Origin of the sequence: Methanococcus aeolicus Nankai-3, assembly GCF_000017185.1 — an archaeon.
GTDB lineage: Archaea > AGJL01 > Methanococci > Methanococcales > Methanococcaceae > Methanofervidicoccus > Methanofervidicoccus aeolicus.
Genome location: NC_009635.1, coordinates 1,378,601 through 1,404,771, shown reverse-complemented (window position 1 = coordinate 1,404,771; position 26,171 = coordinate 1,378,601). Strand labels below are relative to the sequence as shown.

The following is a 26,171-nucleotide window of genomic DNA, read 5'->3' as shown; positions in this document are numbered from 1 at the left end:
TAGATGCCTCTACAACTACATAGTTATATGTGATAATACCACCATATAAATGTTTTGCCCGCATTTCCGAGCGAAGCGAAGGAAATATATAAAAACCGAAGGTTTTTATCATAATTCATCCCCTCCCTTACGGAAGGGGACTTCTTGCGGAATAAGTTAAATAAAAAGAAATTAAATATATCTCTACATAATAAAAGAACAGAAGAGATAATGCAAATCTTTTTACCCAAATAAAAAACAAAAACCTTTCGGTTTTATGACCTACATCTTGATAGGGCGATAAAATTAGAGTTAATTAAAGTGATAAAAAATGTATAGTGATTACAATAATAATGATAACAATATGGATAAAACAATGTTCTCAAAATTTAAAGAGGATACAAAATTTGCATCAAAATATGAAATTGATATATTAAATAAATTAACAAATAAAAACTTCAATTATGATGATTTAATATTATTGGAGAAATTGGCAGGAGATGATTATAGAAAAAGAGTTTATTTGGACGAAAATGTTCAAATAGGAACTATGGAGTTCGATTTATTAGATTTAGAATGGAAATTTACACCTTCGCCATATTATTATTATCTTGAAAGTCCAAAATTAAAATTGGTGCCAACAAAAAGAAGATTAAAAGGAAAATATTTAAAAGAAGAATATATTGAAAATATTGATGAATATAAAACCATTGTAGAAAATACGGACTATTTTGTTGGTATTGATATGGGGAAATTTTTGGGAGTGGGAATAAAAAGAGATAACAGAATTAAAGTAAAAGACCTCCAAAAGAAAAATGATGAAATAAGAATTAAAAAAATAGAAAACTACCTACAAGATAACAAAGAAAGAATAAATAAACTTGTTCAACATTCAAAAGATATTCTTGTAGAATATATTCAAAAATACGAAAATAAAAATTATGTAATAAATGTATCTTTTAGTGGTGGAAAGGATAGTGCCGTATCAACTTTATTAGCTACCGAAATTATGGAGGATATGGATGTATTATTTATAGATACAGGGCTTGAATATCCAGAAACCAACCAATATGTAAAAGATTTCGCAAAAAAATATGATTTAAATTTACATACAATAGATGGAGATAATTTCTGGGATGAAGTGGATGAAGAAGGCATACCAACAAAAGACGATAGATGGTGCAATAGCACATGTAAATTGATACCATTGGAAGAATTCTTTGAGGAACATTACCCAAACAAAAAAATATTGACAATAGACGGCTCCCGAAAATTAGAAAGTTTTGCACGGGCAAATTTAGAATATACAAGACAGAGCGGATTTATTGATGCCCAAACCAATTTATTCCCAATTCTTGATTGGAATTCTATTGACATTTGGAGCTACATATTTTTAAATGATGTATTGTATAATCCAATGTATGAAGAAGGATTTGAAAGAATTGGTTGTTATATGTGTCCAGCGGCACTTAATAGTGAATTTTTAAGAGTAAAGGAGCTCCACCCAAAATTATGGGATAAGTGGGCATGCCAGTTAAGAAAAGAAGACTATGACGAAGAAGAAATATTAAGGGGATTTTGGAGATGGGACGAACTCCCCCCTAAAATGAGAGAACTTAGAAGAAATATAGAAAAAAGGTGTGTGACTAATGAATAGAAAAATTACAATAGTTGGAGCTGGTTCAGGAGCTCCCGATTTAATAACTGTAAGAGGAGCAAAAGCTATTGAAAATGCAGACATAATTATTTATGCTGGTTCTTTGGTAAATAAAGAAGTTTTAAACTACAATAAAAAAAATGCCAAAATCTACAACAGTGCTACAATGCATCTTGGGGAAGTAATTGGCGTAATAGTAGATGGAGTAAATAATGGTTTAAATGTTGTTAGGGTGCATACTGGAGACCCCTCAATTTATGGGGCAATTAAAGAACAAATGGACGAATTAAAAAAATATGATATTGGCGTAGATATTGTTCCCGGTGTATCTTCCCTATTTGGTGCTATGAGCTCATTACAGGCAGAATTAACACTTCCAGATGTTTCCCAAACCATCATAATAACTCGACCAGAAGGTAGAACCCCAAAACCACAATCCGAAAAAATAAGCGATTTGGCAAAACATAAGGCCACAATGGCTATTTATTTGGGCGTTGGCATGATTGATAAGGTTGTAAATGAGCTATTGGAAGGTTATGAGTTGGATACTCCTGTTGCCGTAGTTTATCATGCAACATGGGAAGATGAAAAAATAATCAGAGGAACATTAAAAAACATAGCTAAAAAGGTAAAAGAGGAAGGAATTACAAAAACAGCACTTATAATTGTAGGTGAGGTTTTAGACCCTAAACGGTATGAATACTCTAAGTTATATGATAAAACTTTTGAAACCGAATATAGAAAAGCAGAAAAATAAATAATATATTTTATTTTATATTTTGTCCAATATTATTCTTAGATCTGTTTTCTTTATGATATCTTCTTCATTTTCAATCAAATTATTTAATTTATTTTTTAAATCTTCAATATTTTCAGAATTAATAAGGAGCTCCCTTAAAAATTCAATATTAGATACATAGGGTGCAATTTTCATTAATATTTCATGTTGCATGTCTTTATCCATATTATCCCCTTATATTATTTTTTTACTTTATTTACTGTTTTATTTTCTTCACGCTCATTTATGGCAATTTCTCTTACTAATTTTGTAATTTCTCGCTCCATATTTTCCATTTTAACATATGTCCTATACAATAGATAAAACAGCATCATTATACTAAGATATATAATAACATCTACACCCCTGCCAACTCCTGTTAATATAGCCAACTTACCCAACATGGAGGGGAATATCACAGAGGTCAATATTGAAATCCATATAAATACCCAAAATAATGCCGCATCGAATGTCATGTTGCTATTTTTAACTTGAAGTATGATTCGAGATAGTGCAAAAACTGCAAGTACAATAGCAATTATTTGAATAAATTCCATTTTGCCCACCGCCATTTATCATATAAATATATTAATTTTAATATGATTTAATTATATAATATATGTCTGTAAAGTAATAAATATATAACCTTTGACCACAATATCATATTAAATTATTATTTATAGTATGTTAAATAAAAACACATTACAGCAATAAAACCGTAAGCATAATAATCATAAATATTTAGTGTATCTCGGCATATATAATCTTTTGACAAACAGGAACAATTTTTTGAACATACTAAATATCGTTAATATAATGACAGTTAAAATATATAAATCATTATTATTGGTGATTAAATGGAGCACTTTATATCTATAAGAGACATCGGGAAAAAAGAAATATTAAATATATTGGAAGAAGCTGAAAAAATGGAGGAGCTCCTAAATTCAGAAAAACATTCTAATATAATGAATGGAAAAATACTTGCCACATTATTTTACGAACCATCAACTAGAACTAGATTATCCTTTGAAACTGCCATGAAAAGATTGGGGGGAACCGTAGTGGGATTTACAGACATAGCAAATACCTCAGTTATGAAAGGGGAGACCTTGCCCGATACAATAAAGGTAATTAACGGCTATGCCGATTTAATTGTTATGAGACATCCCTCCGATGGAGCTCCAAGGTTGGCATGTGAATACTCAAATATACCCATAATTAATGCAGGAGATGGAAGCAATCAACACCCCTCCCAAACAATGTTGGATCTATACACAATTAAACGAGAAATTGGACATATAGATAATATAAAAATAGCTTTTATCGGGGATTTAAAGTATGGGCGGACTGTTCATTCATTATGTCATGCTTTATCATTTTTTGAGAACATTGAAATTGTATTTATAGCCCCAAAAGAGCTCAAAATTCCAAAAGAAATAACCGATGATTTAGACAATAAAAATAAACTATACAACAACAATATAAAATATTCGGAAACAGGCGATATTGATTTAACTGGTATGGATGTAGTTTATATGACAAGAATACAGAAAGAACGGTTTCCAGATTTAAGCGAATACCAGAAAGTAAAAGGAACATACAAATTAACCAGAGAACATGTGGAAGATAAAGATTTAATTATAATGCACCCACTTCCACGAGTAGATGAAATTGATATTTCTGTTGATGAGCTCCCTCAAGCAAAATATTTTAAACAGTCATTTTATGGTGTGCCGGTAAGAATGGCTATTTTAAAAATATTAAATGAAAAAAATAAAAATAAAAAATCTGAAATATAATATAATGCCATAGTTAAGTATATATATTATTATTAATATTTTATAACTACTCGCATGACTCTCTCAAAATTGGACTTATATTAATAATTATTGAAAAACGAATAATTATAGAGATTATATAAATATAAAAATTATAACAAAAAGGTGAAAATATGGGAATTTGGCAAGGACAAAGCAGAAGAAAAGCAACTGGTGGAAAATACAAAATAGTTGTTAAAAAACATAAAAAAGAAATGGGAAGAGAATCCGCAGAAACTCACTTAACAGACGATACAAAAATAAAAATCGTAAGAGTTGCTGGTGGAAACAAAAAAGTTAAATTATTAAGAACTAACTACGCAAATGTTATGGACCCAAAAACAAACACATGTAAAAAAGTTTCAATCTCAAATGTAGTTGGAAACGATGCTAACAAACACTACATCAGAAGAAACATCATTACAAAAGGAGCAATCATTGAAACAGAAATGGGTAAAGCAAAAGTTACATCAAGACCTGGACAAAGCGGAATAGTTAATGCTATATTAATTAATGAATAATTTTTTTTAAATAAAAAAATAATAAATATTTTATATTATTTATTATTCTTCTTCAAAACCTTTTTCTAATTTTTTTCTTTTATTTCTTTTATATAGATAATATGCCAATAATATTGTCACCAACAATATTATAATTATGGCATAATAAACCTCACTTTGCTCTTTTAATTCCTCTTCAAATGTAACTGCGTGGGTTTTAGAAATAATATATTCATTATTATAATTATCAAAATATCGGAGCTCCACGGTTATTGGAATGGACTCATTAGGATGTACATTTACATCAAATGTTACTGTATCGTAATCGTCTTCCTCTAAATCTCCAATATATTTTATGTAGTTATTATTTAATTCTTTTATCCCGTCTATTTTTAAAATACAGTGCTTTACTGTGGTTGCCCCCCTATTTGCAACCCCAATGGTTATTTCCGAACCCTGCGGATTGTATTTATAACTATCCACATACAACAATACTGTATTATTTGGTATGGTTTTAATAACTTTAATATTTATTGGAATTGTGGAATTGTAGGGAGCTCCATCTTCTCCAACCCATGAAATAGATGCAGTTATTGGATATACCTTATCCTCTGCTTTTGGTGTGACATACAGTTGTGTAGATATTACTTTATTAATCTTAGAATTTATTGAATTTAAATAAAATGTCGTAGGTCCTACAATATTTACATTATCTGAACCCCTAAAATTAACTACTACGGCTTTTGCATTTCCATTTCCTTTATTTTTAATATATAACTGTATATCGTTGGCATCTGGAGAAGATATGGTATCTTTATTACTATTTAATTCAAATTTTGCAACACTGTAAATATTAATATAGTATATTTTTGTAAAATTGATTTGAGATTCTACAATTTCTCCATCTTCTTTTTTATATTTTGTTGCCATTAAATTGACATTAATTCTGTATGTTCCAGATTGTGTATTGTCATTGATATGGAATTTAAAATAGGCATTATCACTTTCCCCTCCATTTAAATGAGATATTTCTGCTGTTCCTTCTATGGGATTTACCTGTTTTAGTTCAAATGGATAATTGGGAGATACTGTTATTTTCACATCTTTTACATTGTCATCGTCGTCATTTGTTATTTTAAACCATATATCTACGGTATCCCCGGGATGGATAATTTGAGGATATGTTTCGTCTGGTGTTAATTTATCTACTCGATATTGCGGGCTATCAATTTGCATAGCACTAACTGGCATAATTAACAATATCAAGGAAATTACACCAAGAACAACGCCAAAAAAGTTATATTTGTTATTTTTTGTTCTTTTACTATTTTTATTAATAATATACTTCATAACAACCCCTGTTTTTATTAATAACAAGTAATATTATTTAAATAATATTGGATCCCAATATTATATATATTTATAGTTATTAATATATTCTATTATATTAATAATAATAATAATAATAATAATATGTCGAAATAATCTAATATATCGGGGCTAATTATGAAACCATTAGATATAATTTCGTTTGCATTTAATAATATAAAACAAAAAAAAACTCAAAGTATGCTTACTATGATGGGAATTGTCATAGGGATTTTTGCTATTGTTAGTTTAGTATCTATTGGATATGGTGTTGAAGAATATATGCACGGCGAAATGATGAAAATGGGGGGAAATAAATTAACAATATTGCCAATTAAACAATTTGGTATTCCTCCCACTCATTTTTTTACAGATAAAGATATTAAGGCAATTCACAATATTAGGGGAGTGGATTCCGTGGTATATGGTTGGTACGGTGGAACAGATATTGAATATAATAACGAAAAAAAATATGTTGGTTATTTCTACGGAGCTCCAAACAATATTAAAAAAGTATATTCTGAAACAGGATATAATATTGAAGAAGGTAGATGGTTATCCAACAGTGATACATATAAATGCAATATAGGATATGGTGTAGCCCATAGCCTATTTAATAAAAATGTAAAAATAGGAGATAGAATAATTGTAAAGGACAAAAAATTTAAAGTAGTTGGAATTATGGGGCAGGTTGGAAACCAGCAAGATGATAATATAATTATGATTCCAATTTCTGTGGGAGAAAACATTTTTGACAAGAAAAATGAATATAACTTTATCACCGTTGTAGTTAAAGATGGTGCAGATATGGCAAAAATATCAAACGAAATATCAAACAAACTTGAAAAATCATTCGGAGATACTGAATTTTCAGTTCTTTCGGCTGAACAGTTGGCTGAAACCATTGGTGGCGTATTAAGCGTTTTGACATTATTTATATCAGGAGTTGCAGGAATATCTTTATTGGTGGGGGCTGTTGGTATATCCAACACCACTCATATGAGCATATTACAAAGAAAAAAAGATATCGGAATATTAAAATCACTTGGTGCAGAGACTACGGACATATTGGCAATTTTTATTGTAGAATCTGGATTTTTAGGATTATTTGGTGGGATAGTTGGAATTATATTTGGAATAATTGCGGCAAAAATTATTGAAAATATCGCCCATGCCTCTGGTTATTTAATGGTTAATGCATGGATATCTTGGGAATTAATAGTTGGTGTTTTGATATTTTCATTTATGATGGGAGTAATAAGCGGATATTTACCTGCACGAAGTGGGGCAAAACTTAATCCCATTGATACATTACGGGGCGAATAAAATGGGGCAAAACGAAAATAAAATAGAAAATAAAATAGAAAAAAAAGAATTAATTGAAGCTAAAAATATATGGAAAATATATGGGGGAGGAGAGGCTAAAACAGTAGTTCTAAGGGGAATAAATTTAAAAATTAAAGAGGGAGAATTTGTTGCAATAATGGGCCCCAGCGGGTGCGGAAAATCAACATTATTAAATATTTTGGGGCTTCTTGATGTTCCCAATAAAGGAATGGTATATATCAAAGGTAAAAAAACCACAATGTTTAGCGAAAATGATAGGGCAGTATTTAGAAGAAAAATAAGTGGTTTTATATTTCAACAATTTAACTTAATAAATACACTTACAGCATTGGAAAATGTGGAGCTCCCATTGGTGCTAGATGAAAAAAATAAAAATTATAGAATAAAAAAAGCAAAAAAATTATTGAAAATTATTAATTTAGGGCATCGAGAAAATTATTACCCAAACCAGCTGAGTGGTGGTCAGCAACAAAGGGTGGCAATAGCAAGAGCGCTATCAAATAATCCAAAAATTATATTTGCAGATGAACCCACCGGAAATTTAGATAGTAAAAATAGCAGGGAAGTTATGGATATTTTAAAGGAACTCAATGAAAAAGAGGGGATAACTGTTATAATGGTTACGCATGAACCAGAATTTGCCAAATATGCATCTAGAATTATAAATATGAAAGATGGAGAAATTGTTGAACACTAATATGTAAAATGTGTTCGGGGGCCCCATTTAATAATAAATTTCTATAATTCCACACGACATGTGGGTTAATTAATTATACTATTTTAGAATATATAATATATAAATTTGAACGAGCCGAGAAATAAATATAAATATAAATTAATAATCTATATAATGATATATGTTTATTATGTTAAGAGGGATAAAATGGCCAAGGAAGAATATGTGGGCAGGTTAAAAAAATTAAAATCAAAAACTAAGCGGAGCTCCGCAGATAAATCCAAATATGTTAAATATATTTTTATTGCCATTGTTGCTATCGGTTTAATATCTATTGGATATATGGCATATAATACGATTAATGCAAAAAAACTACAAGAGGCACAAAAATTTACAGACAGCAAAGAAAATGGAATAAATGGAATAAATCAAATGTTTTCTGCATACCCTAATGACCCAAATAAAGCTTTATATCTAACACAAATTAAAAATGCCAAAAGTTCTGATGAAATAAATAATATATTAAACGATGCAAAAAAATATATGGAATTTAAAAATTATAAGGTTAATAGTGTTAATTTAATAAAAAATACCTATGGAAAATATTACCGTGAAAGCCTTTATGCCCAATCACTAATCAATAAAATAGAAAACGCACAATCCAGCGATGAAATAAATAATATACTAAATAATGCAAATATTGAAGAAGATGCTAGAAAATATTATTTAAACAATATATTAAGTACGATAGAAACTAGTGAAGAGGGAGATAATTTTGAGATAAAGATAGGAGGTACATCAAAAATAATGTCAAAAAAAGAATTGTCCGAATATATTTCAAAACTGAGTTTATTACAATTAAAATCGTTTGAATTAACAACGCCCATGTCATTTAATAAAATTACCATGATTGTTGGTGCCACCCAGTGTGGAAAGATGCCACTTAAAGGGGATTTAATATACCTATATGATAAAAGTAATTCAAATAATACGCCGATAAAAGGAATTGTAAATTCTTCATATATAATAGCAAAGGATATTTCATATTCCGAATCAAAATCAACTTCAAGTTCCATTACTGATGGCGGAGGGGATTCTACTTCAGCTTCAAGTTCCTCCTCAATAAACTATAATTTGAATAATATAAATGGAATATTACATGCAACCGCAGTTGATAAACTTGACCAAAATAAAATAAAAGATAAATTTGGAAATTATGGGGTAAAGTTAAACGAGATAAGTGAAGACACCCAAATATTTGATGATAGTGTTCAGTATGTATTAATACTATCTATTCCATCTGATTCAGTTTCCAAGGTTATATCATTATCTCCTGAAAACATCTACATCGTAAAGGCAAGGTGAATATTATGAAATACATATTTTTTATAATATTTTTTATAATTTTTATGCCTCTTGTTAATGGGGAAACCGCCATTGCCAACATGGATACCTACTGGACATTAACTGGCGAAATTACAAATGCTAATCCATATTCTGTATTTATTGCCCCGATGCAAGATGATATATTGTCCGATAAATTATTGAAATCATCCAATAATTTTGAATTATTAACTATCAATGGCAATCCAATTAATAATACTGAGTTAGATATAAGCACCATAACACTAAATGGAATAGAAGGTTTTTGGATGCCTCCCTATTCAACAGTTAAGTTGAAATTTGGACAAGAAATAGAACATATCATATCCTCAGATGGAACTGCAAACTCTTATGATGTAGTGGGGCCAGGGCTTGTAAATAAAGTTGAAACAATGAATATCAAAACGCTATTTGAAGCTCGAAAAAAAGGAATATTATTGAATGAATTTAAATTATATGTTAGGGGCTCAGTGGTAAAATCAGATGATACAGACATATTAAGTTTAATATTACCATGCCCCCTAGTATTGGATGGATATTATAAATTTAATAAAATAATGGGGACAAAAGATATTGATGTATGGACTGATTCATACAATAATTATTTGGACAAACACAGCAAAGTCAGCCATAAGCAAAATCCTGAATTATATGAAATTGATGACACGCTAGTTCCAAACATGGATAATGCTTTTGGAATGAATCTTGAATTAAATGTATTTGATGTCCCAGCCATGGTTTTCACAACATCTGAAAAACAGCCAATTGATTTTGCATATACTATGTATTGGGATGAAAAATATACTTAATTATAGTTAAAATATCAATACTTATCATTTATAGTTCGTTCAAGAACATCTTTGATTTACTTAATATTGCACCATAAAATATTATGCTCTTGATATCTACATTGTCATTAGTTCCGATAAACTATATGGGATGTATTAAAGAACAACTTTTTGAACATACTAAATATGCGTCGGGGTGTTAATTATGAAAAAAGGGCAAATTTCCCTTGAATTTTCTATTTTGTTTTTGGCTCTTTTGGTGGCAATTATAGTGTCGACTATGATTCCCGGGATGTACGGATATAAAAAAACAATTGAAACTTCTTCTGCGAGTATGGGGCATGCTGCATTATCGAAGCTAAAAACAAATATAGACATGCTATCTGTTGCAGATGCAGGTAGTAAAAAAGTTGTATTTGTAAAATCACCCCCTGCTAAATGGGAGATTAGTGGGCGAAATATTATATTAAAAGGTAATGGATATAATATAACTACAACTTGTGATATAGATTTAACTTCTACTGGCAATTATTCTACAAACATGGGTGGAATTACCATTGAATTAACAAGAAATGAAAATGACATATTTATTAATTGGACATAACTTATTTTTTTAGCTTATTTTATTTTTTTATACTGTTTTTTACTTAAATTTTTTATTATTTTATAATAAACTATATATTATCGGCAAAATTGCAAAAGAAATAACAGTAGTTATGAAACATGCCGAAGCAACTAATTTTACATCTAAATCATAAAGCACAGCAAATACAAGTGACATCATTGCAGAGGGCATAGCTGATTCAAGTAATAATACATTTTTTTCCAATCCGCCCATTGAAAATATAATGGAGCTCCCTAACATAATTAGTGGTGCAATCCCCATTCTTACAATGGTTGCTATAAGTCCAAATTTCATTCCAAATTTTGCAGAGCTTGGAGATAAAGACAGCCCCAATGAAATCATAATTAATGGAATTGTGGCATTTGATAAATAGGATAATGTATTTGTAAAATATTCTGGTAAATTGGAAATAGATACGCCCAACAATATCAAAAGCACACTAATCATAGCAGTTATTAGCGGTGGGAATTTTAGGAGCTCCGTTATTACTGATTTTAAAACATTTTTATTTTTATCAATATTACTTCTTCCAAAGGTTATGCCAACATAAGTTCCAAACAATAAACTTGTGAATACTCCTCCCATGTCGCAAAATATTGCTCTTGATAGCCCCTCCGAACCATAAAATCCATATATAATAGGATATCCTAAAAATCCAGTGTTAGCCAATCCACAAACTAATATTAACCCCCCTAATGATTCTTTATTTAATTTTAACAGTCTCCCAATAATATACCCAATACCCCCACATAATGCAAATGTTATAAATATTAAAAATGGAAGTTTTATATATTGAGGTAAATCAGAGGGCGAAACATTAGACATTATTGTTAAAAATATGGTAGATGGCATGGCAATATAAACCACAATATTATTAAGCACAGTTCTATCCTGTTCTTTTAATATTTTTAAATATTTTGATAAATATCCCGTTAATATTAATAAAATTATTATAATCATTATGTCCATTTTTTACACCAGATTATATATTAATTTTAAATTAATCTTTAATTAATTCTCCCTTTTCATTTATTTCTTTATTTCTTATTCTTGTTGTAGATATTGGTTTTTTATCCTCTCCCAACACATAATCATATATTTTAATCTCCAATGGTTTTAATTTATTTTTTGCCCTTATTTCATTTATTTTTTTGGCATTATTTTCCGTTTCGGGAGTAACTACAATTATATCTAATTTATCGTTGCCAATGGTATCCCCATAAGCATCGTCTATTATTTTTATAACATATTCAATATTGTGACTATCAAGATATTTTTTTAAATTATTTATCCTAATTTCCAATGGATATATATTATGTGTTTTATAGGCTCCTGCAAATTTATCGGAGGTAATACCAATATATAATTTTCCAAAATTGGAGGCATATTTTAATAATTTTTTATGTCCTTTATGCAATATATCGAATGTTCCGCCTACAACCACTGTTGCCTTTTTTAACATTTAAACACCAATTTATAATTATACGAGAGATAATAAAATAATAGATGCAAAGATATATATAATATTATTAAAAATAATAAAATAATAGAGGTATTATATATAAAAATTGTATAATAATTATAAGATAATTGTATAATAATATATAATAATACATAAATAGATATACAAAAAATAAAAAAAAGATGTGATTTTTTTGGTAGAAAAAGGATATAAAGTTAAAGTAGATTACACTGGTAAATTAGAAAATGGAGAAATTTTTGATACATCAATTGAAAGTGTTGCAAAAGAAGCAGGATTATATACTCCTGAAAGACCATACGAACCATTGGAGTTCAAACTTGGCAAAGGACAGCTCATAAAAGGATTTGAAGATGCAGTTCTTGGAATGGAAGTAGGAGAAGAAAAAACAGTTACAATACCTGCTAATGAAGCATACGGAGAAAGAGATGAACAATTAATTCAAAAAGTTCCAAAAGATGCATTTGAAGGTGCAGATTTTGAGCCAGAAGTTGGTATGGTAATACTTGCAGGAGGAGCGCCTGCTACAATAACAGAAATTGATGATGAAAATGTTATGTTGGATTTCAACCACCAATTGGCAGGAAAAACATTGGTATTCACAATTAAAGTATTGGATGCAATGGAAGGATGCGATGACGAAGAAGATTGCGAGTGCGAAGGCGATGGTTGCGGTTGCGACTGTCATTAATTAATTTTATAATTATTTTTATTTTTTTATTTTATTAATTATTTTATTGTCATATTGTATTTTTTTATTTTAATGTGTGATATTTTATGAAAAATTTAACTGTATTCGGATTAATATCCATTATTTTATTGTTGGGATTTTCGGGTTGTGTGGATAATACAAATAAAGGAGCTCCCATTGAAAATCCACCCCAATCAAAGATTTGTGAATTTCCTTATGGAAATGGAACAATTGTATCTGTGGATTATATTGGAAAGTTCGAAAATGGAACAATATTTGATACATCAATTGAACAGGTTGCAAAAGAGGCAAATATATACAATCCACAGAGAAACTACAAACCAATAGAATTCACAATAGGAAAGGGGCAAATGATTAAAGGATTTGAAAATGCCGTATTAAATATGTCAGAAGGAGAAGAAAAAACTATAATATTGCCCCCTAATGAAGCATACGGAGAAATAAATAAATCTTATATCGTGCCATATCCAATAGAAATATTTAACAATACAAATATTACTCCAAAAAAAGGAATGAGATTATATATTAGGGGAGCTCCCGTTAAAATAGCGGAAGTAAATGAAACTACTGTATTATTAGATTTTAATCACCCAATGGCAGGAAAAACATTGGTATTCGATATTAAATTGATAAATATCACAATACCCCAAAAATAATCGAAATAGGGGAATAATATAATAAATTTCTATTTTTTTAAATATTTTTTCTTTTTTAAAGTAGCTTTTTAAATTTTATAATAATATATATTCTTTACTATTCGGTTCTTGTAATAAATAATATATAGGCTCATGACATAATATAACAATGTTAATTTAAATCGTAAAAAGGTGAAATAAATGATTTCAAAAGAGGAAATATTGAGCATATATGAAGGATACAACAAGGAAGAAATAACAATTGTTACTGTTGGTAGTCATACATCACTCCATATATTAAAGGGAGCAAAATTAGAAGGATTTTCAACAGCAGTGATTACAACAAAAGATAGGGCTACACCATACAAAAGATTTGGAGTTGCAGACAAATATATTTATGTAGATAATTTTTCAGACATATCAAATGAAGAAATACAGAAGCAATTAATAGAAATGAATGCAATTATTATTCCTCATGGTTCATTTATAGCATATTGTGGATTAGATAATTTAGAAAACAACTTTAAAGTGCCAATGTTTGGAAACAGACAGATATTAAGATGGGAAGCTGAAAGAGATTTAGAAGGAAAACTATTAAAAGAAAGCGGGTTAAGAATACCTAAAAAACTCAATAGCCCAGATGAAATAAACTGCCCAGTTATGGTAAAATTCCCTGGGGCTCGGGGAGGTAGAGGATATTTCCCATGTTCCACCACAGAAGAATTTTGGAAAAAAGTTGAAATATTTAAAGAAAGAGGAATTTTAACAGATGAGGATGTGGGTAATGCCCACATTGAAGAATATGTTGTTGGAACAAATTATTGTATTCATTACTTCTACTCGCCATTAAAAAACCAGGTTGAATTAATGGGCATAGACAGCAGATATGAAAGTAATATTGATGGAATAGTTAGAGTTCCTGCAAAAGACCAGATGGAATTAGATATTAATCCATCATATGTAATAAGTGGAAACTTCCCAGTTGTAATAAGGGAAAGTCTTCTCCCACAAGTATTTGATATGGGAGATAAATTAGTAGCAAAGGCAGAGGAAATGGTTGCACCGGGAATGATAGGACCATTCTGTCTTCAATCATTATGTAATGATAGCCTTGAATTGGTTGTATTTGAAATGAGTGCAAGAATAGATGGAGGAACAAACTCCTTTATGAATGGAAGTGCCTATTCATGCCTATACTCTGGTGAGCCATTGAGCATGGGACAAAGAATAGCAAAAGAGATAAAATTAGCATTGGAATTAGATATGATGGATAAAATATTATATTAAATAAAAAAAATAAATATAATTATTTCAATTTTTCTTTTAATTTTTCGTTTTCTTGTTTTAATTTTTCTTTTAATTTAGTGTATTCCCCTGAATTCAGCCCACAATCTTCTATTGATTTTATTAAATCCTCAAAATGTTCTACTGTGTGTGCCAGCGTATGAAGTAATTTTTTTATTTTTTTGTCTTGGAGCTCCATATCCTCACCTTAGTATTATCTATTTTAAAAAAGTATTATTAATGTATTACATATAATAATATATATAATATTTGGTTAGTTATTACTTTGACAATACTATTTCTATAGTAGATACATTTACCTTTCTACCTTCATTATTTTCAACTTCCTCGGTTCCAAATATGACTTCTTTAAGTTTTAATTCTGGCATGAATTTATTTTTTAACATCTCCTCCACATCTACCGCCTTACTTATTGCCCTACCCCTTGCTTTAAGCCTTATTTCGTTAGTATCGATATCTTCATTGTTAATTTGTGTAATAACTGCAAGAACATAATTCATTACGCCCTTATTTCCTATGTATATTATGCCATCCATAGATATCACTCATTTTATATGTATCATTTATAGTAAGTTCAATTAAATGTCTTTTATATGTCCTAAATTACGCGCATATTTACTTCGTTTTTAGTAATATAATAATATTTTGGCGTTTTAATTATCGCATACTATATATGAAAACGACCGAAGATAAACCACATACAGCAGCAAGATATATATTATATAGTATATTATAATCTACTGTTTTTATTATAATACTTTATATTGTTTATTGTTTTATATATTTTCCAATTTTAATGCCTAAATTTTTAGCCCCTTCAATATCCATTATATCACAATTAATATTCTCTTCTTTTGATTTTATTGTGTTGCCAATTACTACGGAACATTTTAAATTTAATATTTTATTTTCTTCATCATATTTTGAGAGAGCTCCGAAAGGTGCCTGACATCCACCACCATATTCTCTTAGTGCATATCGTTCAGCTAGTGCCTCTAAAAATGTCTTTTTATGGTTTATTTTTTGTAATATGGATATTACTTCTTTATTGTCGGTTCGTGATGCTACCCCTACTACCCCCTGAGCAGGAGCAGGAAGTATATTTAATCTTTCGTAGTTAAAATCAGATAAATCCATTTTTAATCTATTTAAACCTGCTTCTGCCAATATTATGGCGTCATACTCTTTATTTCTTAATTTATTTAATCTAGTATCTACATTCCCCCGTAATAACTTGGTTTTTAAATTTGGGTATTTTATTTTTAAAAACTCCTGTCTTCGTATACTGGATGTTCCAACAATTATATTATCTTTTTCATTGCATTTTTCAATATTTATATCATTATCTTCCTTATTCCACAATATTAAATCGGCATAACTTTCTCTTTTTGGAGTTGAAGCTATTGTTAAATTTTCGTTCCAAACCGTAGGGACATCTTTTAAGCTATGCACTGCAATATCTATTTCATTATTTAGCATTTTTAAATCCAATTCTTTTGTAAATACTCCCAACCCCAATTCTGATAATTTTGAAGATTGGTCTTTATCCCCTGTGGTTTTAACTATTTTTACTTCAATATCAATATTTTCATTTAAATTTTCTAAAAGAGCTTTAATATAGTTTGTTTGAGTAAGTGCTAATTTACTTCCTCTTGTTCCTATTATTATTTTCAAAATTCCACCATTGAAACCATTAAATATTAAACCATTTTGAATAATTATATAGTATATATAGTAAATCGACGAACACTTTGCATTATAGTCCATCTGTAAAGTTTGTTCTTTTAATGTCTCCATAAATTAGTATTTAAAAATAATACATTTTAAATATTGCAATTATACAAATCGATATTATTATAAAAAAGCTTTGCTTTTGTTCAATATCCAAAAGATATTGTAGATTTTTCTACCGCGTGAAAAAAATAAAAAATTAAAATAAAAAATGAATATGGATATATTAAATATATACATATTAAATACTTAATATTATTTATATTTCGCTATTTAATACTTTTTTTGCGGCATCTACTCCGCCTGTTGCGTCTATGCCCAATTCGTTAAATGCCATTTCAATAGCTGCCAAAGTTCCCAATATATGGTATTCTTTTGCCTCCCCCATATGTCCCATTCTAAATATTTTTCCGCCAAGATGTGCCTGTCCTCCTGCCAAACTTATACCGTATTTATTGGTCATAATTCCCCTAAATTCTTTATCAACTATTCCCTCTGGATATTTTACAGAGGTTACAGTTACTGACCTTGCTCGTTCTTTTGCGAATAATTCTAATCCCATAGCTTCAAATCCTGCTATTGTAGCTTTTGCTAATTTTTCATGCCTTTTGTATCTGTTTTCAAGTCCTTCATTTAGCACAATATCCAAAGCTTCATTCATAGCATAAGTTAATGTTACTGATGGGGTGAATGGAGTTTCCTTTTTATCATCATATTTCTTTTTATAGGTTTTTACATCTAAATAAAAGGATTTTGTTTCTGTTTCATTTATTACTTTCCACGCCTTCTCGCTAACACATAGTGCTGCCATTCCCGGTGGAGCTGCAATACATTTTTGGGAACCTGTCACACAAATATCAATGTTAAATTTATCAACGGCTACATAGTCGCCCCCTAATGATGAAACTGTATCTACAATATATAGGGCATCATAATCCTTTACTACATTTCCTATTTCTTCGATTGGGTTTTTAACTCCTGTTGATGTTTCGTTATGAACTACTGTAACTACTTTAATGTCTGGGTGGGCTTCTAAAATCTCTTTTACTTTTTCAGGTTCTGCACTGTCCCCCCATTCATTTTCTAATTTAATAAGGTTGTCCCCATCTCCGGCATAAATTTTGGCAATTTTATAAAATCTATCTCCAAAGTTTCCATTTACTATGGTTAATACCTTATCTCCTTTATCTACTGTGTTTGAAATAGCCATATCCATAACTGATGTTCCCGAACCTGTAATTAAATAGGTGTCATTTTTTGTCATGAATACTTTTTTCATTTTTTCGGTTGTATCTTCAAGGAGCTCCCCGTAATCCGCAGTCCTATGTCCGATTATTGGGTTGGCCATTGATGTTAAAACTGTGTTTGGAACCATTGTAGGCCCCGGAATCATCAATAATTTAGTATAGTCCATTTTTCTCATAATATCGCCATATATTATTGTATTATTAATTATTTATTAATTATTTATTAATTATTATTCCTTTATTTTATGATGTTTTATGATTTTTATTATATAAGTTTTTTTATTGTTAATTATGGATATTTATAGTTAATCTTCAATAATTGTCTTTTATCCATCCCATATATAAGCCAGATTTCTTTGGTTTTGGTAATTTATTAAAGAAATTTAGTTTAACTATAAAAAATGATTTAGTGAAATAGTCCGAAGATTGACTATATAATTATTTTATTGGCATAAATACCATAATATTATTAATTAATTATTGCCCCGGAGCTCCTTCATTCTTACTATTCTTTTATTAATTAATTTTTCTGTTCCAATATCTTTCCTATAAAATACGGCTCCTTTTATATATTGAACAGCATTTTCTGCAATTTTTTCAGCTTCTTCAATTGTAGGGGCAACCCCCACAACAGAGGCACTTCTTGAACCAGTAATATATAATTTACCATCTTTTTCATTTATTGAAGCATAATTTAATATTGCACCAGTTTCGGCAATTTTATCTTCTTCAACAAATATTTCTTTGTCTTTTACTGGATTAAGTGGATATCCGTCTGGAACAAGATATTTACAAACTGTGGCTTTATTGTCAAATTCAATATTTATTTTATCTAATTCACCATTTGCTATGGCCAAACATACTTCTACAAAGTCGGTTTTTAATATGGGTAGTAAATTCATTGCCTCAGGGTCTCCGAACCTCGCATTATATTCTATTATTTTAGGCCCATCAACAGTTAGCATAAATTGACCATATAAAAATCCTTTATATTCTCCAACTTCTTTTTTAATTGCCTCTACGGTATTTTTCATTATTTCCTTTGCATTATTTAAGTCATTATCTGTTAAAAATGGCAAATTATGGTCTGGGCAAGAATATGAACCCATACCTCCTGTTATAGGTCCTTCGTCATCTTCATATGCATGAGGATGGTCTTGAACTGGTGGCATAAATACAATATTGTTTCCATCTACAAACCCATGAAGTGTAAATTCCACACCTACAAGCTTTTCCTCAATTATTAATTGTCCGCCCCCTATACTTTTTTCGAATATCTCTTTTGCATATTCTTTTGCTTCTTCGTTGTCTTTTAATTGCTCCCCTACTACCTTTACACCTTTTCCACCAGTTAATCCCGCAGGTTTAACTACTACGGCCATATTTAATTCTGTCATTGAGTCTATAAAGTCTTCTACTCCATCATATTGATTAAATGCACCATATTTTAATGAGCCTTTTATGTTGTATTTTTTAAATAAATTTCTCATAAATTCTTTGCTTGTCTCAATTTGAGCAGGTAATTTTTTTGGACCTACTGTGGGAGCTCCCATGTCCCATAACATATCCGAAGCCCCAACTCCAAGGGGAGCTTCCGGACCTATAACTACTAATTCTGGTTTTATTTCTTCCGCAAATGATTTTATTGCATCTAAATCGGTTTCACTGTTAAATGATACTTTTTCAGAAATAGCAAATATCCCTGGATTTTTATTTTTCATAAGAGTATATAATTCTGTTGAAGGATTTCTTTTTAATGCCTGAGCAATAGCATGCTCCCGAGCTCCACCGCCAATAAGTAAAATTTTCATAACATCACCATTAATTTGTACTTGTAGTATAATTCTATTTAATTAATATTCATTGTTTTATAATATTTTTTATAGTATATTATATTTTATAGTATATTATAATTTTCATTATTTTTTAATCGTATTCTCATTTTTGCATATATAGTTAATCTTCAATAACTGTCCTTTGTTTGTCCAATAGTTATTAATATTTTTTCGTTTTTAGTAATATCGTAGATTTTAGCTTTAATCATAGCATCTCTAAATTTTCCTCTGAAAAATTTATACGATCGTAAAAATCGCTTTGCGATTTTGAGACGGTTTAGTGAAAAAGACCGAAGATTAACCATCTACTAATTTTAAATAATATGTTCTTCATATATTATTACAATAGACAATTCCATGATTACGGGTGATGTAATAATGCTAAAAGAAGCACTGAAAAAGGGAGATTCTAAGGACATATTACCTATTGCTTATGCAATACATATATTAACTAACAAGGTTCCGGTGGCAATGCGGTCAAAAGAAAATGCAGGAGTAAGGATTGAAAAAGACAAAGTCGTAGATGATAATTATGAGGGGCATGTTTTAAAAATGGCAATTGAAACAGGTCAAACATTAAAAGTCAGTGCCATTGTTGGACCATACAAAGGACTTCCAGTTATTGTAGTTCCAATAAAAGATGGAGAAGAAGTATTAGGGGCTGTGGGGATTGTAGATATTACTGGCGGAATGTTTGAAGAAATATTGGCAATATCAAAACGACCAGAATTAGCAAAATACCTACCAGATGAAGCATATACATATTAATAAAAATTTAAATAATTATATCGCCGATAGTGTCGTGAATAGAGAATTAATATATAATGAAATTAATAAAATAATAAATTCCATTTTGGAACGATTGAGCCTTTAAAAAAGACTTTTAAGGAATAATAATATAATAAAATTACAATATATAGTATAGTATATAAAATAATTAATTAAAAATATAATTGAATTATCAATGTAAATAATAAATAATAGGTAATATTATGAAAAAAGTATTTATTTACCCCCCAAATAGCTTAATTCTTGGAGACCTTGTGGAAAGATTTGGACATAAGCCATTAATGATAAATAATTCAATTGGTGACAAAGTAAGAAGTGCTGAAATAGATAGTCCACCATTAAATATGACAGATGAAGACCCCAAAAAAGGATTGCATTATGCTGCAATTGAAGTTCCATCAGGAGTAAGGGGCAGAATGTCCATGATTGGCCCATTGATTGAAGAAGCAGAAGCTGCAATTATTATGGAAGAAGCCCCCATTGGATTTGGATGTGTTGGTTGTGCAAGAACTAATGAGCTTTCAAAATATACCATAAGGAGAAAAGGCGTTCCAATAATTAATGTAGTGTATCCCACAAATGAGGAAGATGCCAAAATAGTGGTTAAAAAAATAGCCTCATTTTTAAAAAGTCTTGAAGATGAAGAATAAAGACCAATATATAATTTTAAATCCTGTGAATTTAAAATATTTATTTATTTTTTTTAAAAATTTATTTATTTTTGTGCTTTTTTTGGTGATAATTTGATAGTAAATGCCGATTTACATATTCACTCACGATATTCTAAGGGGACTTCAAAATTTATGAATATTGAAAATATAATAAAATATGGAAAAAAGAAAGGGCTCGAAATTATTGGAACTGGGGATTGTCTTCACCCCATATATTTAAAAGAAATCAAACATCACAACAATAGTAATAATTTACTACTTACCACGGAAATCGAGGACGAAAATAGAATTCACCATTTAATTTTTATTCCAAATATTTCAAAAGTTGAAGAATTAAGGGAGCTCCTAAAAACATATTCAAAAAATATAGATGGTGAGGGGCGACCCAAAGTGGTATTAAATGGAAAAGAACTTTTTAAAATTATTAAAGAAATTGAAGGACTAATAGGTCCAGCTCATGCTTTTACTCCCTACACAAGTATTTATAAATCATTTAATTCAATATATGATTGCTATTATGAAAAGCCGGATTTTCTTGAATTGGGACTTTCAGCAGATACAGAGATGGCAAACTCAATTGAAGAATTAAAGGACATTCCATTTTTAAGTAATTCTGATGCCCATTCATTTTATCCGCATAGATTGGGGCGAGAATTTAATAGAATTGAAATAAATAATCTTGGGAATTTTGAACATAATTTTGAAGAGATAAAACAGGTATTAAAAAACAAAAATTACAATGATGCAAACAATAAAGATAATAAAAATAAAATCATTGCAAATTATGGTCTTGACCCTGCTCTTGGAAAATATTATTTAACTGCCTGTTCTCGGTGCTATTTGAGATACAACATAAATGATGCCAAACAGTTAAACTACAAATGTGCCGAATGTGGCGGGAGAATTAAAAAGGGAGTATTGGATAGAAGTAGGGAGCTCCAAAATAATAATAATAATAATAATAATAATTTACCAGATAGGCCCCCCTATCATAAAATAATTCCCCTATCTCAAATAATCTCCCTTTCAATTAATAAAAACATAGGCACAAAAGCTGTGGATTCAATATGGCAACAATATATTGAAGCATATGGTAATGAAATTACCGTGCTCATAAATATAAATATAGAGGATTTAAAAAAAATAAATGAAAAAGTTGGAAAAATCATTTATTTGTTTAGAAAAAATAAAATATATATTTATCCTGGTGGAGGGGGAGAATATGGAAAAATAAGTATTCTAAAACCAAAAATTAAGTGGTATGGAAGCAAAGCGGAAAGCGACAATGACCAAAAGTTTTCGTCCAATAAACCAAAAACAACATTGGATAAATGGATTAAGAAATAAATTGAAAATAGATATAAAAGATATGAAAATTAATATATATAACCATAAACATGCCATATAACATACCAAACAAAAACAAAAATGGAAATATAATGAATAAAAACACAAATCCAATGGAAACGGTAATAATATTATGGATTACAACATTTATAACAATGTTAGGAATTGGGTTAATAGCTCCACTTATGTCTATTTATGCTAAAAGCTTAGGGGCGTCAAACTTAGACATAGGACTTATTTTTGGCTCTTTTGCAATAGCAAGAACCATAGCTCAAATGCCTGTTGGGAGTTTATCGGACAAATATGGAAAAAAGATATTCATATTAATCGGAACATTTTTCTGCGGGATTTTTACGCTATCCTACGCCTTTGTAGCTTCTGTTATTGGATTAATATTTGTTAGAGTATTAAATGGTGTATTCTCCTCATTTATTACTCCTGTTGCCGGAGCCTATGTTGCGTCAATAGCTCCAAGGGAAAAACTTGGAGAATATATGGGATTATTCAGTAGTGCAATAGCTCTTGGATTTGCCACAGGTCCATTAATTGGAGGATTTCTCGCAGAGTGGTATGGATTGACTACACCATTTTATTTTTGTGGAGCAATTACCTTTTTTGCCTTTATTGTTAGTTATTTTAAATTAAAAAATATAATGGTAAATGAAAATGGCGATTTTCAATATACTGATAAATTATTATTTTATAAACGGGACAATTTACAAAACTACAAACAAAAATTAATATCATTTGAATTTTTGAAAAATAAATATTTTTTAGCCTCTTATATTATGAATACAACATATATGGCAACCACAGCAGGAGTTGTGGGTTATTTGGCAATATATGCCCATGGCTTCAATATTGGATTGGGAGAAGTTGGATTTTTAATAGCCTCTACAAATTTAGTTATGGGGATATTACAGAGAGCTTTTGGGAAGATATATGATAAAAAAGGCAATATATTAATAATTATTGGGCTAATAATTGCATCAGTTGGGGTTTGGTCATTATCTGAAAGCTATTCCTTTTTAACCATGCTTGGAGCTCTTATGATAATGGCTGTTGGTAATGCAATATATACTCCTGCCATTAATGCACTATCTATGAAAGAAATATTGTCACATAAAAAAGGTAGTGCCATGGGATTTTTTACCACCAGTTTAAACATTGGTATGTTTATTGGTGCCGTAGTTCTTGGTTTTGTGGCTGATTATGTTGGTTTATCTAATATGTATAAATTTGCCGTGATATCTTCATTTATAATATGTTCCATGGCATATCTTGCAATAGTAAAAGAAGATAAAAAGAAAATAGAAAGAAGAGATAGAAAATAATATTAATATATATAATATCTATAATCTAAAAGAGAGTATATATTATGACAATAAAAAAAATGGAAGCAATTGTTAAAGGATTAATAAACGCAGGATATTTAAAAAATAAAATGGTTTCAAAAGCACTTTTAACAGTTCCAAGGCATGAATTTATTCCTGCGGAGCTCCATGATTATGCATATGTTGACACACCATTAAATATCGGGCATGGTCAAACAATTTCAGCAATTCATATGGTTGCCATAATATGTGATGCCCTTGATTTAAAAGAAGGCGATAAAGTTCTTGAAATTGGAACGGGCTCTGGCTATCATGCCGCAGTCGTTGCTGAAATTGTCGGAAAAAATGGGCAGGTAATTACAATAGAAAGAATTCCAGAACTTGCCGAAAAAGCTGAAAGTACATTAAAAAAACTGGGATATACAAATGTTAAGGTAATTTGTGGTAATGGAACTTTGGGGAGCTCCGAGTTTGCACCATATGATAAAATATATCTGACTGCATCGGGACCCGACATACCTAACTCATTAATTGAACAGTTGAAAAAAGGGGGAAAATTGGTGGCACCTGTTGGTCTATATATTCAAGATTTAATATTATTGGAAAAAAAGAATGGAAATATAATTAAAAAAAATTTGGGTGCTGTTGCATTTGTTCCACTCATAGGTAAAAATGGATGGCATAATGAATATTAATTTTCGATAATATTAAATATATAAAAAATATATTAAAAACATATTAAAAGTCATAATTAATAAGGTGTGTTTATATGCTGTGTGTTAGGGGCTATTTATAGAATAAAGTTTTATAATTCATAAAATATATTTAACAAATATTTTACATTTATCCTATATTTGACTTTTCTAGCAGACTTTTCTAACACACCGCCATAAAATACTATAAAATTTAAAAAAATAATAAAGAGGCATAATTATGAAAAAAATTGGAACAGAATTATTAAAAAGAGGATTTGCAAAAATGGTAAAACATGGTGTTGTAATGGATGTTACAAATCCAGAACAAGCAAGAATAGCAGAAGATGCAGGGGCAGCAGCTGTAATGGCTTTGGAAAGAGTTCCAGCCGATATTAGAGCAGAAGGCGGAGTTTCAAGAATGTCCGACCCTGAAATGATTTTAGAAATAAAAGACGAAGTTTCAATTCCAGTTATGGCAAAGGCTAGAATTGGTCATTTTGTTGAAGCTCAGGCATTAGAATCCCTTGGTATAGATATGGTTGATGAAAGTGAGGTATTAACACCAGCTGACGAAATTCACCATATAGACAAAAATGCTTTTGATATTCCATTTGTATGCGGTGCAAGAAATCTCGGAGAAGCTTTAAGAAGAATCGACGAAGGAGCTGCAATGATAAGAACAAAAGGAGAAGCTGGAACAGGAGATGTAATTGAAGCTGTAAAACATATGAGGGCCGTAAATGAAGGTATTGCAAAAGTAGTTGGATACTATGAAATGGGATGCGATAGAGAGCTTGTTCAAATGGCAAGAAATGAATTAAAAGTGCCTATGGATTTAGTGTATGAAGTAGCAGAATTAAAAAGACTTCCAGTAGTTAATTTTGCAGCAGGAGGTATTGCAACACCAGCAGATGCGGCTTTAATGATGCAGTTGGGCTGTGATGGTGTATTTGTAGGTTCTGGAATATTTAAATCAGGAAACCCAGAGGAAAGAGCTAGGGCAATTGTTGAAGCTACATACAACTATGATAAGCCAGATGTAATAGCAGAAGTAAGTAAAAATCTTGGAGAAGCCATGGTTGGAATTAATGTTGATGCAATTCCTGAAAAGGAGCTCCTTGCAAAGAGAGGAATTTAATTTTAATTTATTTCATAAGAAGTCCCCTTCCGTAAGAGAGGGGATGAATTATGATAAAAACTTTTGGTTTTCATATATTTCCTTCGCTTCGCTCGGAAATGCGGGCAAAACATTTATATGGTGGTATTACTATATATGACCATGTAATTATAGAGATACCTACTCCATTATCGTCTGAGAAGGCTGAGAGTGCTGCTCAGATGATAAATTATTTTATAACCATCTTTGTTTAAGTCTTCTAAAACTATATTAAGTCAGGGCTGGGAGAGTCCGTTGTGCCTGCGGAGGGGATGTTAGAATCCCCTATGAGTCAGGAAGCCCCTTCCGTAAG

General features: G+C 30.0%; 29 protein-coding genes. 19 read left to right on the top strand and 10 right to left on the bottom strand.

What is annotated here, in order from left to right:
• The first annotated feature begins 310 nt into the window (after window positions 1–310).
• A complete protein-coding gene (locus MAEO_RS06890; RefSeq protein ID WP_011974051.1) occupies window positions 311–1,636 on the top strand; it encodes a phosphoadenosine phosphosulfate reductase domain-containing protein in 1,326 nt (441 codons plus the stop codon).
• On the top strand, window positions 1,629–2,393 hold the full coding sequence (cobM, locus tag MAEO_RS06885) for a precorrin-4 C(11)-methyltransferase (RefSeq protein ID WP_011974050.1): 765 nt from the start codon (window positions 1,629–1,631) through the stop codon (window positions 2,391–2,393). Before MAEO_RS06890 ends, cobM begins: the two co-directional genes overlap by 8 nt.
• Before the next feature lie 15 nt (window positions 2,394–2,408).
• On the opposite strand, the gene MAEO_RS06880 is transcribed toward cobM, so the two are convergent.
• Together MAEO_RS06880 and MAEO_RS06875 are read right to left on the bottom strand one after the other, a co-directional pair.
• Window positions 2,409–2,600: a hypothetical protein gene (locus tag MAEO_RS06880; RefSeq protein ID WP_011974049.1), complete on the bottom strand. Its 192-nt coding sequence runs from the start codon at window positions 2,598–2,600 to the stop codon at window positions 2,409–2,411.
• 14 nt (window positions 2,601–2,614) lie between these two features.
• Window positions 2,615–2,971 (bottom strand): DUF2304 domain-containing protein, encoded by a 357-nt coding sequence (locus MAEO_RS06875; protein ID WP_011974048.1) that lies wholly within the window; start codon window positions 2,969–2,971, stop codon window positions 2,615–2,617.
• Window positions 2,972–3,271: 300 nt separating this feature from the next.
• Here MAEO_RS06875 and pyrB point away from each other — a divergent pair, with 300 nt between their 5' ends.
• Both pyrB and MAEO_RS06865 read left to right on the top strand, forming a co-directional pair.
• The gene (gene pyrB, locus MAEO_RS06870; protein ID WP_011974047.1) at window positions 3,272–4,216 is read left to right on the top strand and encodes an aspartate carbamoyltransferase; all 945 of its coding nucleotides are present in this window, start codon (window positions 3,272–3,274) and stop codon (window positions 4,214–4,216) included.
• A gap of 152 nt (window positions 4,217–4,368) precedes the next feature.
• Complete coding sequence (locus MAEO_RS06865; RefSeq protein ID WP_011974046.1) at window positions 4,369–4,755, top strand: 30S ribosomal protein S8e; 387 nt, start codon at window positions 4,369–4,371, stop codon at window positions 4,753–4,755.
• A 42-nt stretch (window positions 4,756–4,797) separates the two neighbouring features.
• Here MAEO_RS06865 and MAEO_RS06860 read toward each other — a convergent pair whose 3' ends face one another.
• A complete protein-coding gene (locus tag MAEO_RS06860) occupies window positions 4,798–6,084 on the bottom strand; it encodes a COG1361 S-layer family protein (protein WP_011974045.1) in 1,287 nt (428 codons plus the stop codon).
• A 156-nt stretch (window positions 6,085–6,240) separates the two neighbouring features.
• Between MAEO_RS06860 and MAEO_RS06855 the strand changes: the two genes are divergently transcribed.
• From MAEO_RS06855 to MAEO_RS06835, 5 genes are all read left to right on the top strand, one after another.
• Entirely contained in the window at window positions 6,241–7,428 is a 1,188-nt protein-coding gene (locus tag MAEO_RS06855) for an ABC transporter permease (RefSeq protein ID WP_011974044.1), read from the top strand.
• A 1-nt stretch (window position 7,429) separates the two neighbouring features.
• Window positions 7,430–8,146: an ABC transporter ATP-binding protein gene (locus tag MAEO_RS06850; RefSeq protein ID WP_011974043.1), complete on the top strand. Its 717-nt coding sequence runs from the start codon at window positions 7,430–7,432 to the stop codon at window positions 8,144–8,146.
• A 186-nt stretch (window positions 8,147–8,332) separates the two neighbouring features.
• On the top strand, window positions 8,333–9,490 hold the full coding sequence (locus MAEO_RS06845; RefSeq protein ID WP_011974042.1) for a DUF515 domain-containing protein: 1,158 nt from the start codon (window positions 8,333–8,335) through the stop codon (window positions 9,488–9,490).
• A gap of 5 nt (window positions 9,491–9,495) precedes the next feature.
• Complete coding sequence (locus MAEO_RS06840; RefSeq protein WP_011974041.1) at window positions 9,496–10,317, top strand: hypothetical protein; 822 nt, start codon at window positions 9,496–9,498, stop codon at window positions 10,315–10,317.
• Window positions 10,318–10,501: 184 nt separating this feature from the next.
• Window positions 10,502–10,900 carry a class III signal peptide-containing protein gene (locus MAEO_RS06835; RefSeq protein ID WP_011974040.1) on the top strand — a complete coding sequence of 133 codons (399 nt, stop codon included), beginning with the start codon at window positions 10,502–10,504 and terminating at the stop codon, window positions 10,898–10,900.
• 60 nt (window positions 10,901–10,960) lie between these two features.
• On the opposite strand, the gene MAEO_RS06830 is transcribed toward MAEO_RS06835, so the two are convergent.
• Together MAEO_RS06830 and MAEO_RS06825 are read right to left on the bottom strand one after the other, a co-directional pair.
• Complete coding sequence (locus tag MAEO_RS06830) at window positions 10,961–11,890, bottom strand: AEC family transporter (protein ID WP_011974039.1); 930 nt, start codon at window positions 11,888–11,890, stop codon at window positions 10,961–10,963.
• 31 nt (window positions 11,891–11,921) lie between these two features.
• Entirely contained in the window at window positions 11,922–12,383 is a 462-nt protein-coding gene (locus MAEO_RS06825; protein WP_011974038.1) for a phosphopantetheine adenylyltransferase, read from the bottom strand.
• 193 nt (window positions 12,384–12,576) lie between these two features.
• Between MAEO_RS06825 and MAEO_RS06820 the strand changes: the two genes are divergently transcribed.
• The 3 genes from MAEO_RS06820 (at window position 12,577) to MAEO_RS06810 (ending at window position 15,035) form a co-directional block, all read left to right on the top strand.
• Window positions 12,577–13,092 (top strand): FKBP-type peptidyl-prolyl cis-trans isomerase, encoded by a 516-nt coding sequence (locus MAEO_RS06820; RefSeq protein ID WP_011974037.1) that lies wholly within the window; start codon window positions 12,577–12,579, stop codon window positions 13,090–13,092.
• 86 nt (window positions 13,093–13,178) lie between these two features.
• The gene (locus tag MAEO_RS06815; RefSeq protein WP_011974036.1) at window positions 13,179–13,769 is read left to right on the top strand and encodes an FKBP-type peptidyl-prolyl cis-trans isomerase; all 591 of its coding nucleotides are present in this window, start codon (window positions 13,179–13,181) and stop codon (window positions 13,767–13,769) included.
• A gap of 180 nt (window positions 13,770–13,949) precedes the next feature.
• Window positions 13,950–15,035, top strand: coding sequence for a formate--phosphoribosylaminoimidazolecarboxamide ligase (locus MAEO_RS06810; RefSeq protein ID WP_011974035.1), 1,086 nt, complete (start codon window positions 13,950–13,952; stop codon window positions 15,033–15,035).
• A gap of 19 nt (window positions 15,036–15,054) precedes the next feature.
• On the opposite strand, the gene MAEO_RS07925 is transcribed toward MAEO_RS06810, so the two are convergent.
• The 5 genes from MAEO_RS07925 to purD form a co-directional block, all read right to left on the bottom strand.
• Window positions 15,055–15,231, bottom strand: a complete 177-nt coding sequence (locus MAEO_RS07925; RefSeq protein ID WP_011974034.1) for a hypothetical protein — start codon at window positions 15,229–15,231, stop codon at window positions 15,055–15,057.
• An 82-nt stretch (window positions 15,232–15,313) separates the two neighbouring features.
• The gene (gene albA, locus MAEO_RS06805) at window positions 15,314–15,589 is read right to left on the bottom strand and encodes a DNA-binding protein Alba (protein ID WP_011974033.1); all 276 of its coding nucleotides are present in this window, start codon (window positions 15,587–15,589) and stop codon (window positions 15,314–15,316) included.
• A gap of 232 nt (window positions 15,590–15,821) precedes the next feature.
• Complete coding sequence (hemC, locus tag MAEO_RS06800) at window positions 15,822–16,727, bottom strand: hydroxymethylbilane synthase (protein WP_048062401.1); 906 nt, start codon at window positions 16,725–16,727, stop codon at window positions 15,822–15,824.
• 316 nt (window positions 16,728–17,043) lie between these two features.
• Window positions 17,044–18,207, bottom strand: coding sequence for a pyridoxal-phosphate-dependent aminotransferase family protein (locus tag MAEO_RS06795; RefSeq protein WP_011974031.1), 1,164 nt, complete (start codon window positions 18,205–18,207; stop codon window positions 17,044–17,046).
• Window positions 18,208–18,504: 297 nt separating this feature from the next.
• Window positions 18,505–19,842: a phosphoribosylamine--glycine ligase gene (purD, locus tag MAEO_RS06790; RefSeq protein ID WP_011974030.1), complete on the bottom strand. Its 1,338-nt coding sequence runs from the start codon at window positions 19,840–19,842 to the stop codon at window positions 18,505–18,507.
• Window positions 19,843–20,244: 402 nt separating this feature from the next.
• Here purD and MAEO_RS06785 point away from each other — a divergent pair, with 402 nt between their 5' ends.
• The 7 genes from MAEO_RS06785 (at window position 20,245) to MAEO_RS06755 (ending at window position 26,073) form a co-directional block, all read left to right on the top strand.
• Window positions 20,245–20,634 carry a DUF2111 domain-containing protein gene (locus tag MAEO_RS06785; protein WP_011974029.1) on the top strand — a complete coding sequence of 130 codons (390 nt, stop codon included), beginning with the start codon at window positions 20,245–20,247 and terminating at the stop codon, window positions 20,632–20,634.
• A 224-nt stretch (window positions 20,635–20,858) separates the two neighbouring features.
• A complete protein-coding gene (locus MAEO_RS06780) occupies window positions 20,859–21,305 on the top strand; it encodes a methanogenesis marker 5 protein (RefSeq protein WP_011974028.1) in 447 nt (148 codons plus the stop codon).
• A gap of 93 nt (window positions 21,306–21,398) precedes the next feature.
• A complete protein-coding gene (locus MAEO_RS06775; protein ID WP_011974027.1) occupies window positions 21,399–22,673 on the top strand; it encodes a TIGR00375 family protein in 1,275 nt (424 codons plus the stop codon).
• A 50-nt stretch (window positions 22,674–22,723) separates the two neighbouring features.
• Window positions 22,724–24,007 carry an MFS transporter gene (locus MAEO_RS06770; protein WP_083756724.1) on the top strand — a complete coding sequence of 428 codons (1,284 nt, stop codon included), beginning with the start codon at window positions 22,724–22,726 and terminating at the stop codon, window positions 24,005–24,007.
• A gap of 44 nt (window positions 24,008–24,051) precedes the next feature.
• Complete coding sequence (locus MAEO_RS06765) at window positions 24,052–24,702, top strand: protein-L-isoaspartate O-methyltransferase (protein WP_011974025.1); 651 nt, start codon at window positions 24,052–24,054, stop codon at window positions 24,700–24,702.
• Between the two features lie 238 nt (window positions 24,703–24,940).
• Window positions 24,941–25,840, top strand: coding sequence for a pyridoxal 5'-phosphate synthase lyase subunit PdxS (gene pdxS / locus MAEO_RS06760; RefSeq protein WP_011974024.1), 900 nt, complete (start codon window positions 24,941–24,943; stop codon window positions 25,838–25,840).
• Window positions 25,841–25,890: 50 nt separating this feature from the next.
• Window positions 25,891–26,073, top strand: a complete 183-nt coding sequence (locus MAEO_RS06755; protein WP_048062400.1) for a hypothetical protein — start codon at window positions 25,891–25,893, stop codon at window positions 26,071–26,073.
• Window positions 26,074–26,171 lie beyond the last annotated feature (98 nt).

Bases quoted from the DNA above. Each gene is read 5' to 3' on its own strand.
- cobM (WP_011974050.1), top strand. From the start codon at position 1,629: ATGAATAGAAAAATTACAATAGTTGGAGCTGGTTCAGGAGCTCCCGAT.
- pdxS (WP_011974024.1), top strand. From the start codon at position 24,941: ATGAAAAAAATTGGAACAGAATTATTAAAAAGAGGATTTGCAAAAATG.
- MAEO_RS06785 (WP_011974029.1), top strand. From the start codon at position 20,245: ATGCTAAAAGAAGCACTGAAAAAGGGAGATTCTAAGGACATATTACCT.
- MAEO_RS06865 (WP_011974046.1), top strand. From the start codon at position 4,369: ATGGGAATTTGGCAAGGACAAAGCAGAAGAAAAGCAACTGGTGGAAAA.
- MAEO_RS06810 (WP_011974035.1), top strand. From the start codon at position 13,950: ATGATTTCAAAAGAGGAAATATTGAGCATATATGAAGGATACAACAAG.
- MAEO_RS06860 (WP_011974045.1), bottom strand. From the start codon at position 6,084: ATGAAGTATATTATTAATAAAAATAGTAAAAGAACAAAAAATAACAAA.
- MAEO_RS06795 (WP_011974031.1), bottom strand. From the start codon at position 18,207: ATGAGAAAAATGGACTATACTAAATTATTGATGATTCCGGGGCCTACA.
- MAEO_RS06850 (WP_011974043.1), top strand. From the start codon at position 7,430: ATGGGGCAAAACGAAAATAAAATAGAAAATAAAATAGAAAAAAAAGAA.
- MAEO_RS06815 (WP_011974036.1), top strand. From the start codon at position 13,179: ATGAAAAATTTAACTGTATTCGGATTAATATCCATTATTTTATTGTTG.
- MAEO_RS06890 (WP_011974051.1), top strand. From the start codon at position 311: ATGTATAGTGATTACAATAATAATGATAACAATATGGATAAAACAATG.
- MAEO_RS06875 (WP_011974048.1), bottom strand. From the start codon at position 2,971: ATGGAATTTATTCAAATAATTGCTATTGTACTTGCAGTTTTTGCACTA.
- MAEO_RS06845 (WP_011974042.1), top strand. From the start codon at position 8,333: ATGGCCAAGGAAGAATATGTGGGCAGGTTAAAAAAATTAAAATCAAAA.
- albA (WP_011974033.1), bottom strand. From the start codon at position 15,589: ATGGATGGCATAATATACATAGGAAATAAGGGCGTAATGAATTATGTT.
- MAEO_RS06770 (WP_083756724.1), top strand. From the start codon at position 22,724: ATGCCATATAACATACCAAACAAAAACAAAAATGGAAATATAATGAAT.
- MAEO_RS06880 (WP_011974049.1), bottom strand. From the start codon at position 2,600: ATGGATAAAGACATGCAACATGAAATATTAATGAAAATTGCACCCTAT.
- purD (WP_011974030.1), bottom strand. From the start codon at position 19,842: ATGAAAATTTTACTTATTGGCGGTGGAGCTCGGGAGCATGCTATTGCT.
- MAEO_RS06825 (WP_011974038.1), bottom strand. From the start codon at position 12,383: ATGTTAAAAAAGGCAACAGTGGTTGTAGGCGGAACATTCGATATATTG.
- MAEO_RS06855 (WP_011974044.1), top strand. From the start codon at position 6,241: ATGAAACCATTAGATATAATTTCGTTTGCATTTAATAATATAAAACAA.
- MAEO_RS06755 (WP_048062400.1), top strand. From the start codon at position 25,891: ATGATAAAAACTTTTGGTTTTCATATATTTCCTTCGCTTCGCTCGGAA.
- MAEO_RS06765 (WP_011974025.1), top strand. From the start codon at position 24,052: ATGACAATAAAAAAAATGGAAGCAATTGTTAAAGGATTAATAAACGCA.
- MAEO_RS07925 (WP_011974034.1), bottom strand. From the start codon at position 15,231: ATGGAGCTCCAAGACAAAAAAATAAAAAAATTACTTCATACGCTGGCA.
- MAEO_RS06830 (WP_011974039.1), bottom strand. From the start codon at position 11,890: ATGGACATAATGATTATAATAATTTTATTAATATTAACGGGATATTTA.
- MAEO_RS06840 (WP_011974041.1), top strand. From the start codon at position 9,496: ATGAAATACATATTTTTTATAATATTTTTTATAATTTTTATGCCTCTT.
- MAEO_RS06780 (WP_011974028.1), top strand. From the start codon at position 20,859: ATGAAAAAAGTATTTATTTACCCCCCAAATAGCTTAATTCTTGGAGAC.
- pyrB (WP_011974047.1), top strand. From the start codon at position 3,272: ATGGAGCACTTTATATCTATAAGAGACATCGGGAAAAAAGAAATATTA.
- MAEO_RS06835 (WP_011974040.1), top strand. From the start codon at position 10,502: ATGAAAAAAGGGCAAATTTCCCTTGAATTTTCTATTTTGTTTTTGGCT.